The organism is Nostoc sp., assembly GCF_036918015.1.
Taxonomy (GTDB): domain Bacteria; phylum Cyanobacteriota; class Cyanobacteriia; order Cyanobacteriales; family Nostocaceae; genus Nostoc.
Genome location: NZ_JBALEO010000066.1, coordinates 51,567 through 64,148 on the forward strand (window position 1 = coordinate 51,567; position 12,582 = coordinate 64,148).

Below are 12,582 nucleotides of genomic sequence, written 5' to 3' on the forward strand. Positions count from 1 at the left end.
TCATCCTCCTAACTGCCGCAGCATGGCTTCTACCCTTTCTACGCCATCTGAGTCATTGCGTCGTTTGTACAAGTCACGGGCTTTCAGAAGCAAGCTGTTTGCTTGTTTGGCTTGTCGTCGCTGTTTATACATCGAACCCATTAACTCATAAGTCTGGGCGTTGTTTTTATCCAAGTCGATTGCTTGTTGGTATGCCCAGGTAGCGGCATTATAGTCTCCCATACGCGATTGGGTTACAGCCAATCCTAAATAGGCGTTGACGTTGTTACGGTTCAGCTGTATGGCACGACGATAACCTTCCTTTGCCCCACGTGTGTCGCCCAAATTGGCTTTGATGTAAGCCACAGCGTAGTAAAAATCGCTATTGTTTGGGCTGATACCGATCGCCCGACGATAAGCTGTTAATGCTGCCTGGTAATTTCCCTGTTGAGCGTATAAATACCCAATACCTGAATGGATTTTAGCATTCTTCGGGTCTATACTAGCTGCTTGCTGATAAACAGCGATCGCACCACCATAATCCCCGGCATTCACTAACCTCCGTCCTTCCTCCAGTAATTGCTTTAACTCTGGGTTTTTGGCCTGCGCCACTAATACCTGAGCTTGAGCCACTGAAGGTATGGTGAAAGCAAAACATCCTAGTAACACCACACTAAACACGAATGATGTTGGTTTGTACACAGTAAATTTCCTGAAATTTTAGAGGACTTTTTTCTTGTACATTAAAACAAAAATATGGACTTTTGAAAACTGTATTTCTTCGTATTGATTAAGATGTTAATAGTTCATTCTTCTTTCCTTTACATTTAGCACTACATAACAGAGTTTTTACTGAAGGATGAAGTGTAAGCGATCGAGCAGCAGGTAAAAGTACCCTACATCTAAACCAGTACTATAGCAAAACGACACATTTTTTAATCAGTAGTTATACGTGTTAGCGAGAAAAACTCAACAGGCATTTGACTTAATCTTAGATTCTGATGCACCAAGCTTATAGGCTTTGACATTTATTCCTATTTTTATTTCATTTCAGAGTTTGGTGATTCTGTATCCAATTTTTCTGACATTGTTAATCATTGATACTACCATTTGAGAACTTATCATCTAGGCATTTACATCCTTTTTTGGTCATTCAAAGATAAGATAAATTTAAACTGTCAAATGTTGGATTAATCTGTTTAGGACAACACTAAACCCCAAAGCGCAATCTAAAATTGTGTGAGAGGATGTTTATCAAACCTGTATTCTGTAATAATAGTTACAATTATTAAAATATTTATCCAAATACTTTAATAATAAATATCAAGATATATCCCATATAGGAGGTTAACTTATGATTATAACTACCACTGATGTCATTCAAGGAGCCGTGATTGAGTCATATTTAGGCATTGTGACAGCAGAAGTCGTCTACGGCAGCAATTTCTTACGAGATTTTTTGGCTGGAATTCGAGATATTATTGGTGGACGCACTGCTAGCTATGAGCGTCTATTTGAGCAGGGTCAACGCAAGGCATTAGAAGAATTAGAACAACGCGCACAACGTTTAGGAGCAAATGCTGTAATTGGGATTGAAATTGATACTGGCACAATCAATCTTGACCAGTCAGGAGTTCTTTTGCTGATTACTGCCACAGGCACTGCTGTGAGGATGCGTTAGTTTTTGATGATTTTTACTTTTGACATTCATTACAAAGCTTTAGTTAGATTAAGTCTAATGGCATACATCGTTAAAGCTGGTTTTTGATAGCTAGATAATAGTTATATTTTAAGTTAAGAGTTTTTAGATGGAAATTTTAGGAAAAATACATAAATAAACATTAAACTATATTAAAAATTGTTAAAAAAAGTTTGTTTTTTCTGGCTAAATATAGACCTATTAAATCTTTCTATCGATAGAGATTAAAACAGAACATTTAGTTATTTAATTTGAAGCATAAAGATGAATATACCTGAGCAGGAACTTTGCTGAAACAGCACTGGAGAACATAAGCGATGTCATACGTAAATCGGACAGGCAATGACGTTATATCTACTGATACTGTGGTAGCAGGTCGAGTAGCTGAATATCACGACCGTGTTCGCTGGGGGCCAATTATTGCTGGTTTGTTGGTTTCTTTAGCTACACAATTAATTTTGAGTTCTATCATTGCTGCGGTTGCGGCAGGCACAGTTGCAGGTTCAGGTGCACCTAGAACAATTGCTCCTAACGCTGCGGGTAATGCGGGGCTTTGGTCAACTATCGCTTTACTAATTTCCCTATTTACTGGTGGTTGGGTTACAGCCCGTGCTTGTGGCCCGATGAACCGCAATACAGCTCTTCTGAACGGCGCAATTCTTTGGGCAACGACTTTGGCAGTTAGCTCATGGCTTTTAGCAAGTGGAGTATCTGGTGCTTTTGGTGTTGCTGCTTCTAACGCAGGAGAAGTCATAAACCAGGTACAACAGCAAGGTGGTGTTAATGTACCACAAGCAAACATAAGTGCCCAACAGGCTCGTGAAACGGCAGCTAATTTACGTTCGGGATTGTGGTGGTTTGTGTTTGGTTCTTTGTTGGGTTTAATAGCCTCAATGATTGGAGCCGTAACTGGCGCTCGTAATCCTCGGACTAACAATTACAATGCTTAAATAATTGTTTGAAAAATCAAATGTTATTTATTTTAAATAAAAGCACCTTATCTCAAGGTGCTTTTTATTTATTATTTTAAGCTTGGCGTTTGTAGCGTCCGAACCATGTAAATTACCACAAATACAATGATACACCGTACTTTTCTTGTATGTATTTTCCTTTTCATCGGAATACCATTAAGCATTTTAAGCATATACTTTAGCTTAAATTCTTCAGGGTTCTGCTTTGCAAAGATGCGTTATCTCAGCGATTATGAGAAGCTCCAAGGAGCTTTCGATTTTCAAAATCACCGAAACAAAATACCTGCAATAATCCCAGGAAAAAAAGAACAGCTTTATGACTACATCAGATATAAAAGTTTTGATGAATATGTCAAACAAAATCCAGACTGCTGCTCTATCAATCCTGGTGGCCCTTACGATCTTCCACCGCCTGACTTTTTAGATCGTATATTTGGATTTCATTCTGGCGATGCCATTGTTATTAACTTTAAGGCACGTTATTTAGATGAAACCGGTAAGCAAAGAATAAAAGAATATAAAGTTGAACATGCTGTGCAAAACTGCGGGCAGTTCAAGTGGTAGCTTTTCCTATTAAATAACTCAAAAACATCGGAAAAAAATAATGACACAGTTCAATATAAATGATATTACAAAATTGTACTTGTACGGGCAATTATCAACTCCTACAAATCTTGTAGCAAGTATTTTGTTATTTATAGCGCTTGGCTGTACTAGACTTGTAAAATTTTTTAGACAAATTACCATTTCAGGTATGAACCTTCAATGCCCTGTTCACGTCGAATTTTGCCATCTTTTTCAAACCAGGCAATTACTTGCTGTGTTGTCAAATCTTCAATAGCAACACCGTACTCTTGGGCAATATGCTTCAAAAGCTTCAGTGATGAAATTGTCAATCTTGTTAAAAACTTTTCTGGGGAAGACAACAACGCGGCATCTACTTTTGCTGACTCTTCCAGAGTTAAAAATTGTGTTGATGGTTGCTGTGGTGGTACATCCATAAATGAAAAAATGAAATGCTATCTCAAAGTTAATTGGGTATTGGGTATTAGAAAATGACAAATGACTAATGGCGAATTTGTACTAAATACCCACAACGGTGTTCGCCATCAATAATCCAGTGGGTGCGTTCTACGGTACAATCTGGTAAGACGGCTGCAAACATTTCTAATTCGTGGCCACAGATGCTGGGGAAAGATTCGGCAACGTTAGAAATGGCACAGTTATGCTCCATTAAGATAAAGCGATCGCTCTCAAAGCAATCATTCACATCAACAGCATGATACTCTGCCATGAAGCCTTCTGCTTTTCTCAATTCTACTAAGTTGGCTACACGTTCTCGCAGTGAACCGCTACCCACGCGATCGCGATACTCTAGAGCTTTGCGCTGCCACTGTTTCTCTAAAATCGATTTAAATTGGTCATGTCCCACCGTTTCGGCTAAGGTGTCTAGCAGCGAAACCGCAAAATTTCCGTGGCCATCACCAAAGCGATCGCTCATTGTTCGATGCAAGCGATCGCGTCCTTGACGACTCAGTTGATAAAGATGCTGCGGACGCCCCATCCCTGCCGCCTGCACTGATGTCGAATACAAAACTAGCTCCTCCGTCTCCAAATCTTTGAGATGGCGACGAATAGCTTGGGGGGTAACGTCTAAAACTTCAGCTAGCTCCAAAGCCGTTGCTTTTTCGTGTTTGTGCAGATACTCTAAAATATCTTGCTTGGTTGAGGACTGGTGGGTAGTCGCCATCTTCATTTGGTGCGAGACGTTCAGCGAACATCACAAAAATTTTTTGGAAAATTTGACTTTGACAACATTGTTGTTGTTAATTTAGCGTAAAATGAAGATACGTTAAACAACAAAGCTGTTGTTTTAGTCTCCACCACTATTCTAGCAGGCGTGTAACCATTCCGTAACGGGAGATGGGAATCGGTTAGCCGCAGCCCGTCTCCCATCCTAAAAGAGTTCAGAACACGAGAGATTATTACTGATGAGTGCCACTGTCAAAACCTTAGTCAACCAACCCTACAAGTACGGCTTTATTACAGATATTGAAGCCGACACTATTCCGCGTGGACTAGACGAGGACGTTGTTCGCTTGATCTCCTCTAAGAAGAACGAGCCGCAGTTCATGCTGGACTTTCGCCTCAGAGCTTATCGCCAGTGGCAAAAAATGACGGAACCAACTTGGCCGAATGTCAAGTATCCGCCAATCAATTATCAGGATATCATTTATTACTCAGCGCCAAAACGCAAGAAAGAAAAACTAAACAGCTTGGATGAAGTCGATCCAACCCTTTTAGAAACCTTTGAAAAGTTAGGCATTTCCCTATCTGAACAGAAGCGACTAGCAAATGTCGCCGTCGATGCGATTTTCGATAGCGTTTCTGTCGCTACTACATTTAAGGAAAAGCTAGCGGAAGATGGCGTTATTTTCTGTTCGTTTTCGGAAGCGTTGCAAGAACACCCAGAATTAATCAAAAAATACCTGGGTAGTGTTGTTCCTATTGCTGACAACTATTTTGCCGCCTTGAACGCCGCCGTATTTAGCGATGGTTCTTTTGTCTACATTCCTAAAGGCGTAAAATGCCCAATGGAACTATCTACCTACTTCCGCATCAACTCTGGTGACACGGGACAATTTGAGCGGACTTTGATTGTCGCCGAAGAAGGTAGTTATGTTTCTTACCTCGAAGGTTGCACCGCACCGATGTATGACAGCAACCAGCTGCACGCCGCTGTGGTGGAACTCGTCGCCCTCGACAACGCCGAAATTAAATACTCCACCGTGCAAAACTGGTACGCTGGAGATGCCAACGGTAAAGGCGGTATTTACAACTTTGTCACCAAGCGCGGTTTGTGTCAGGGCGTAAATTCCAAGATTTCCTGGACTCAAGTCGAAACAGGTTCGGCAATTACTTGGAAATATCCTAGCTGTGTTTTGGTGGGTGATAACTCTGTGGGTGAGTTCTACTCGGTGGCGCTGACAAATCATATGCAGCAAGCTGATACGGGTAGTAAGATGATTCACGTTGGTAAGAATACCCGCAGTACAATTATTTCTAAAGGAATCTCCGCAGGTAATTCTAGTAATAGTTACCGGGGTTTGGTGAAAGTTAACCCGACAGCTAAAGGGGCGAGAAATTATTCTCAGTGTGACTCAATGCTGATTGGGGATAATGCCCATGCAAACACTTTCCCTTATATCCAGGTGCAAAATAACGGTGCGAAGGTGGAGCATGAAGCTTCTACTTCTAAGATTGGGGAAGATCAGTTATTTTACTTTGCTCAACGGGGTATTTCTTCAGAAGATGCTATTTCGATGATGATTAGCGGCTTCTGTAAGGATGTTTTTAATCAGCTACCGATGGAGTTTGCTGTGGAAGCTGATAAGTTGTTGAGTTTGAAGTTGGAAGGCAGTGTTGGATAAAGGGAAGCAAGGATAAACACAGGGGCATCGGCGTTCTGTGTTTATCTTTTGGAAGAATGACGAACCGCAGAGGCGCAGAGAGCGCAGAGAAGGGAGAGAAGATGATTATTGAAAATAGTGAAGTTGTGCTGTCGGTACGGAATCTGACGGCTAATGTTGATGGGACACCGATTCTGAAGGGTGTGAATCTGGAGGTGCGATCGGGTGAAATTCATGCGATCATGGGGCCGAATGGTTCTGGTAAGAGTACTTTTTCTAAGGTGTTGGCTGGGCATCCGGCGTATGAGGTGACTGGTGGTGAGGTGATTTTCCAGGGGCAAAATCTACTGGAGTTGGAACCGGAGGAACGGGCTAGAAGTGGTGTATTTTTGGCGTTTCAGTATCCGTTAGAAATTCCCGGTGTGAGCAATTTGGATTTCTTGCGGGTGGCGTACAATTCTCGTCGTAAGGCGCAAGGTTTAGAGGAAATAGACGCTTTTGATTTTGATGATTTGATTGAGGAAAAGCTGGATGTGGTGAAGATGAATCCCAGTTTTCTCAGTCGCAGTTTGAATGAAGGGTTTTCTGGTGGCGAGAAGAAGCGGAATGAAATTCTGCAAATGGCTTTGCTGGAACCAAAGTTAGGAATTTTGGATGAAACGGATTCGGGTTTGGATATTGACGCGCTCAGAATTGTGGCGAATGGGGTAAATCAATTGGCAAGTCCAGAGAATGCCACAATTTTGATTACTCATTATCAACGGTTACTCGATTATATTGTGCCTGATTTTGTCCATGTGATGGCACAGGGGCGAATTATTACCAGTGGCGGTAAGGAACTGGCACTAGAATTAGAGTCTCGCGGTTATGACTGGGTGCTGGAAGAATTTGCAGCTGAGGTGGGTGTGTAATGAGTATTCAAGTATCTCCCAGTCCAATACCAAACTCGAATTTAGTCAGTTTGACATCGACTCTGTTAGATAAAGATACCTATCTAACTGAATTGTTAAATCAGGTAACTGTACCCAAAACAGAGGGGTGGTTACAGGAATTACGTGAAGGTGCTGCTAGTTGGGTACGCCACTCAACTATTCCCACCACCCGCGAGGAAGAATGGCGATTTACTGATTTGTCGTCTCTGCGAAAGGTGCAATTTAATGTAGAGACGGGAAATTTTGCGTCTCTACAATTTGATATTTTGCCAGAAGCGGCTAATAGCCGTTTGGTATTTGTTAATGGCGTTTTTGCGCCGGAGTTATCAGCAGTTTCAGATTTGCCATCTGGAATTGTGGTGAGTAATTTGGCTGGCTTATCTGCGGTTGAGCAGGAGGGTATACGGCAGTATTTAGCTCAAGCTGAGGGAGCGCAGGAAGTTTTTACGGCTCTCAATACGGCTGGGATAACTGATGCAGCTGTGGTGTGGGTGAAGAAGAATGTGGTAGTTGAAACGCCAATTCATCTTGTGTTTATTTCGGTTGTGGGTGAGACGGCGACAATTTCGCAGCCTCGTTGTTTGGTGGTGGCGGAAAGTGGTTCGCAAGTGACGTTGATTGAGGAGTATACGAACCGCAGAGGCGCAGAGAGCGCAGAGAAAGAGGGAGTATATTTTACGAATGCGGTTACGGAAGTTTGGGTTGGTGACAATGCCCAAGTTAGTCACACTAGGGTTGAGCAAGAAGGTGCAGAGGCTTTTCATATTGGCAAAACTGCTGTGACTCAAGCTCGTGATAGTCGATATACTTGTCATGCCATAACTTTAGGTGCAAAGTTGTCACGGCACAATTTAGAAATTTTGCAAACTGGTGAGCAGACACAAACTACTCTCAATGGTTTGACGATAATTTCTGGTAAGCAATTGTCTGATACTCACAGTGCGATCGCACTCAACTATCCCCACGGTACAAGTGACCAATTGCATAAATGTATTGTAGGCGATCGCGCTCACGCAGTCTTCAATGGTAAAGTGTTGGTTCCCAAGCGAGCGCAGTTGACAAATGCAGCCCAATTGAATCGGAATTTGCTGCTATCATCGAAAGCCAGAGTTGATACTAAACCCCAATTGGAAATTACTGCGGATAATGTAAAGTGCGCTCACGGTGCTACCGTTAGCCAATTGGAAGATGATGAAATATTCTATCTGCAAAGTCGGGGAATTGATGAAAACGATGCTCGGAAGTTATTAATCAACGCCTTCGCTGCCGAAATCATCAACCAAATACCCGTTCCTTCTCTGCGAGAAATCCTTTTAAACACAGTCAATAATCTTAAGTCTCTGACTAATGACTAATGACTAATGACTAATAACTAATCTACCAATGACTTTCACCTCTACCAAAACCCTTGCTGATAAAGTTCGCGCTGACTTCCCGATTTTGCATCAGGAAGTCAATGGTAAACCCCTGGTTTATCTCGATAATGCTGCAACATCGCAAAAGCCTTTGTTGGTGTTAGATACCCTACGAGATTATTACGAACACTATAATGCTAACGTGCATCGCGGTGCCCATTCCCTGAGTGCTAAAGCTACCGATGCTTATGAAGGTGCTAGAGATAAAATTGCCAAATTCATTAATGCTGCATCCCGTCAGGAAATCGTCTACACCCGCAACGCAAGCGAAGCGATTAACCTAGTCGCCTATAGCTGGGGAATGAATAATTTGCAGCCTGGAGATGAAATTATTCTGTCGGTGATGGAACACCACAGTAATATTGTGCCTTGGCAATTCGTGGCGCAAAAAACGGGTGCAGTCCTGAAATTTGTAGAATTAACACCAGAGGAAACCTTTGATTTGGAACAGTTTAAAAAGCTGATTTCCGAAAAAACAAAGTTGGTGTCGGTGGTGCATATTTCTAATGCTTTGGGTTGCATTAATCCAGTAGAAGAAATTGGTGCGATCGCTCACCAATACGGTGCTAAATTTTTAGTTGATGCTTGCCAAAGTGTCCCTCACTACCCCATTGATGTACAGAAAATAGATTGTGATTGGTTGGTAGCTTCCGGTCACAAAATGTGCGCTCCAACTGGGATAGGATTTCTGTATGGCAAGTTAGAATTGCTAGAATCAATGCCCCCATTTTTTGGCGGTGGTGAGATGATTGCAGAGGTGTATTTAGACCATTCCACATACGCAGAATTGCCCCATAAATTTGAAGCTGGTACACCTGCAATTGGAGAAGCGATCGCACTTGGGGCTGCAATCGATTATCTTAGCAATATTGGCATGGATAAAATCCACGCCTACGAAGCAGAATTAACAGCCTATTTGTTCCAACAATTAGAGCAAATTCCCCCAATACGGATTTACGGCCCCAAACCAAATGCAAAAGGAGAAGGTAGAGCCGCTCTTGCGTCGTTCACCGCCGGAGAAGTTCACGCTAACGACCTATCTACATTATTAGATCAAGAAGGCGTTGCTATCCGTTCTGGACACCACTGCACTCAACCATTACACCGTTATTTAGGTCTTGCTGCAACCGCGCGAGCAAGTCTATCTTTCTACAACACCCGTGAAGAAATTGATATTTTCATCAAAGCACTGAAAGAAACTCTGGATTTTTTTGCGGGTTTCCTTGCTTAAAGTTACAAAATATTCAGACAGTAATTGTGCCAATTATCAGCAACATATCTTGCTAATAGTTGGCACAATTTAATTATCTGGATTATTTATAGGAGAACTCAAGTTTTTGAAAATTATTTTCTTGGTCAAATGGTTGAAATTGACTTGAGCGAATATTATATTAATGACATAGGTAAAATTATCGGGATTTTATCTAACATCCTGACAGAAAAAGTATTGTAATATGCTTGTCAAGTCAACGCCTGCTGAACAAAGAACAGTACTACAGAACATTAGCTGGGAAACCTTTGAAGCCTTGCTGAGAGATACAGGTGAAGATAGAGGTTCTCGGTTTGCTTATGACTGCGGTGTTTTAGAAATCATGACTCCACTTTTTGAACACGAGAATCCTAAAATTCAGTTTGACAGATTTATATTCGCTTTAGCAGTGGAATTAAAAATTAAAATTAGAAGTGCTGGTTCTACAACATTAAAACGTCAACCAATAACCAAGGGAATAGAACCCGATACTTGCTATTATATTCAAAATGAGCCATTAATTAGAGGTAAACAAGAATTAGATTTAAGAACAGATCCAGCACCAGATTTAGCAGTTGAAATTGATATTACTAGCAGCTCTGTTAATAAATTCAATATTTATGCGGCTTTAGGTGTAGGAGAATTATGGAGATATGACGGTGAAGTTTTAAAATTTTATCAGCTAGTAGCAAGTGAATATATTGAAATTAAGTCGAGTATCGCTTTTCCTTTAATTTCTGTTAGTGATATGAATAAATTTATCCAGCAAAGTAAAACTATGGATGAAATTGATTTGGTGCAATCCTTCCGCGCTTGGGTGCAGGGGAAGATAGGTTAAAATCATTAATTAATTACGAATTACGAATTACGAATTACGAATTATTTTAATATGCTTGTAAAGTCAACGGTTGCTGAACAAAGAACAGTGCTACATAACATTAGCTGGGAAACCTTTGAAGCCTTGTTGAGAGATACAGGTGAAGATAGAGGTTCTCGCTTTGCTTATGATTGCGGTGTTTTAGAAATTATGACTCCACTTTTTGAACACGAAAACCCCAAAATTCAATTTGACCGTTTTATTCTAGTTTTAGCCGAAGAATTAGGAATTGAAGTGAGAAGTGCTGGTTCAACAACATTGAAGCGGAAAATATCAAAGCGGGGAATAGAGCCATATACTTGCTACTATATCCAGAATGAACTAGCTATTAGGGGTAAGCAAACTTTAGATTTAGAAAATGATCTGCCGCCTGACTTAGCAATTGAGATTGACATTACCAGTAGTTCAGTTAACAAATTGGGGATTTATTCAGCGTTGGGGGTAACTGAACTTTGGAGATATGATGGGCAAAATTTAAAATTTTATCAGTTGAGAGAAGGGCAATATGTCGAGTGTAAGTTTAGTATTGCCTTCCCTATAGTATCAGTGAGTGATATAAGTAGATTTATGGAGCAAAGTAAAAATATGGGAGAAATTGCTTTACTCAAATCCTTTCGCGCTTGGTTGAGGGAGAAAACAGGGTAGTTTACAAGAGCTACTATAAACTAAGAAAATTAACACTAGCTTTGATAAAATATTGTGAAATAATACAAATTTAGAATATTTTTATAGGTAGCTATTAATTGGAAAAGTTCTTATGATAAAATTCAAGATAGATATTGACTGGATAATAGAAGTATTAAAAAACTATAACGAATTGGGTGAATTGATTATAGATATGCAAAGCAAAGTCATTCACCTATCTAGAGATAGTGAAATTAATGATTTAGATTTTGAAGAATTAGAGTCTGGTAATCGGTATCTCCAAATACCAGATTTATGTGATGGTAGCAATGACATGGAACTTTTCATCGAAAATATTGAAGATCCTACACTACGTTTACAGGTGGAAAATGCATTTCATGGAGGAGGAAGAGGACATTTTAAACGAGTAAAATATCTTGTTGGTGATACTTGGAGTGAATTTGAAAATGAACAAATAAAAAAGCGGTTAATAGATTGGTTAGAATCAGTAGGTATTGAGATAATCAATGATGATGCTCTAGAAAAAATAAGAAGTTCTAGCAGCATTTCAAATAACAGTCAAATTCAAGAAGAAATTCGAGAGCCTAATAATACTGACACTTTAGATAATATTATTGATGATTTTGATCCAGAAAATATTCAGGATGCTAGAAAAAAAATCGCGACATCAATTACTCGTCGCCAAGGTCAGCCTAAATTTCGTCAGCAGTTGCTTATAACTCATAACGGTAAATGTGCTATTTCTGGAAGTGATGTAGAACAAGCTCTGGAAGCAGCACATATTATTCCCTATCTTGGTTCTGAGACTAATCATCCTTCCAATGGTTTGCTTATTCGGGCAGATTTACATACTCTGTTTGATCTGAATTTGATTGCAATTGACCCAGAAGAAATGACGGACAACAAATCAAGCAGTTGGGAGAGCCAGATGGGATCAGAAAAAATCCATATTTCAAGAATGGGCATCCAATGAAGTTGTATTCGGTAGATAGAATTAAAAACCTATTTTCCATTTAATGAGAGGTTTACTCTACATTACTAATCAATATCAATCCAACGCATTCCAGCGCTTACAGGGTCAAACCCTGGATGATCGTCTCTGGAGTAAATCCTTTTTTCATATATATATGTATCTTTAAGTCTTTAGCAGCAGACATTAAATATATTTAACCAGAAAGATTACCAAAATCTACGCTTGTATTTCTTTGTCCGAAATTACTCAACTCAAAGTATTGTATTCTTGTATCCCTAGATTCATCTGTTGACTACTATAGAGACATAATAGAAATGGAGTATATGGGAGCAACAAATATTGCCCCAGGAGAAGATGGCTATGTGTTCAAATTCTCAAGAGACAACGCCGCAGCCTTCACCAGAAGACACGAAAGCCAATCTTGATGCTTTA

Annotated in this window: 13 protein-coding genes; 10 read left to right on the forward strand and 3 right to left on the reverse strand. The window is 40.3% G+C overall.

Annotated features, from left to right (window positions below):
- Positions 1-681 (reverse strand): tetratricopeptide repeat protein, encoded by a 681-nt coding sequence (locus V7K61_RS16175; RefSeq protein ID WP_335054599.1) that lies wholly within the window; start codon positions 679-681, stop codon positions 1-3.
- 652 nt (positions 682-1,333) lie between these two features.
- Between V7K61_RS16175 and V7K61_RS16180 the strand changes: the two genes are divergently transcribed.
- The 3 genes from V7K61_RS16180 (at position 1,334) to V7K61_RS16190 (ending at position 3,213) form a co-directional block, all read left to right on the forward strand.
- Positions 1,334-1,660, forward strand: coding sequence for a YbjQ family protein (locus V7K61_RS16180; RefSeq protein ID WP_094327544.1), 327 nt, complete (start codon positions 1,334-1,336; stop codon positions 1,658-1,660).
- Between the two features lie 335 nt (positions 1,661-1,995).
- Positions 1,996-2,628 carry a hypothetical protein gene (locus V7K61_RS16185; protein WP_335054601.1) on the forward strand — a complete coding sequence of 211 codons (633 nt, stop codon included), beginning with the start codon at positions 1,996-1,998 and terminating at the stop codon, positions 2,626-2,628.
- 234 nt (positions 2,629-2,862) lie between these two features.
- Positions 2,863-3,213 (forward strand): hypothetical protein, encoded by a 351-nt coding sequence (locus tag V7K61_RS16190; protein WP_335054603.1) that lies wholly within the window; start codon positions 2,863-2,865, stop codon positions 3,211-3,213.
- Positions 3,214-3,389: 176 nt separating this feature from the next.
- On the opposite strand, the gene V7K61_RS16195 is transcribed toward V7K61_RS16190, so the two are convergent.
- A complete protein-coding gene (locus V7K61_RS16195; RefSeq protein ID WP_229484329.1) occupies positions 3,390-3,650 on the reverse strand; it encodes a hypothetical protein in 261 nt (86 codons plus the stop codon).
- 65 nt (positions 3,651-3,715) lie between these two features.
- Positions 3,716-4,399 carry an iron-sulfur cluster biosynthesis transcriptional regulator SufR gene (gene sufR / locus V7K61_RS16200; RefSeq protein WP_335054605.1) on the reverse strand — a complete coding sequence of 228 codons (684 nt, stop codon included), beginning with the start codon at positions 4,397-4,399 and terminating at the stop codon, positions 3,716-3,718.
- A 241-nt stretch (positions 4,400-4,640) separates the two neighbouring features.
- Between sufR and sufB the strand changes: the two genes are divergently transcribed.
- The 7 genes from sufB (at position 4,641) to V7K61_RS16235 (ending at position 12,150) form a co-directional block, all read left to right on the forward strand.
- Positions 4,641-6,080, forward strand: coding sequence for a Fe-S cluster assembly protein SufB (sufB, locus tag V7K61_RS16205; protein ID WP_094351746.1), 1,440 nt, complete (start codon positions 4,641-4,643; stop codon positions 6,078-6,080).
- A gap of 101 nt (positions 6,081-6,181) precedes the next feature.
- On the forward strand, positions 6,182-6,970 hold the full coding sequence (sufC, locus tag V7K61_RS16210) for a Fe-S cluster assembly ATPase SufC (protein ID WP_335054657.1): 789 nt from the start codon (positions 6,182-6,184) through the stop codon (positions 6,968-6,970).
- Positions 6,970-8,346: a Fe-S cluster assembly protein SufD gene (gene sufD, locus V7K61_RS16215; protein ID WP_335054608.1), complete on the forward strand. Its 1,377-nt coding sequence runs from the start codon at positions 6,970-6,972 to the stop codon at positions 8,344-8,346. The genes sufC and sufD overlap by 1 nt, the downstream gene beginning before the upstream one ends.
- A gap of 28 nt (positions 8,347-8,374) precedes the next feature.
- A complete protein-coding gene (locus tag V7K61_RS16220; RefSeq protein WP_335054610.1) occupies positions 8,375-9,637 on the forward strand; it encodes a cysteine desulfurase in 1,263 nt (420 codons plus the stop codon).
- Between the two features lie 223 nt (positions 9,638-9,860).
- A complete protein-coding gene (locus tag V7K61_RS16225; RefSeq protein WP_335054612.1) occupies positions 9,861-10,493 on the forward strand; it encodes a Uma2 family endonuclease in 633 nt (210 codons plus the stop codon).
- Between the two features lie 51 nt (positions 10,494-10,544).
- Positions 10,545-11,177 (forward strand): Uma2 family endonuclease, encoded by a 633-nt coding sequence (locus tag V7K61_RS16230; protein WP_335054614.1) that lies wholly within the window; start codon positions 10,545-10,547, stop codon positions 11,175-11,177.
- Positions 11,178-11,289: 112 nt separating this feature from the next.
- Positions 11,290-12,150 carry a UPF0158 family protein gene (locus tag V7K61_RS16235; RefSeq protein ID WP_335054615.1) on the forward strand — a complete coding sequence of 287 codons (861 nt, stop codon included), beginning with the start codon at positions 11,290-11,292 and terminating at the stop codon, positions 12,148-12,150.
- Positions 12,151-12,582 lie beyond the last annotated feature (432 nt).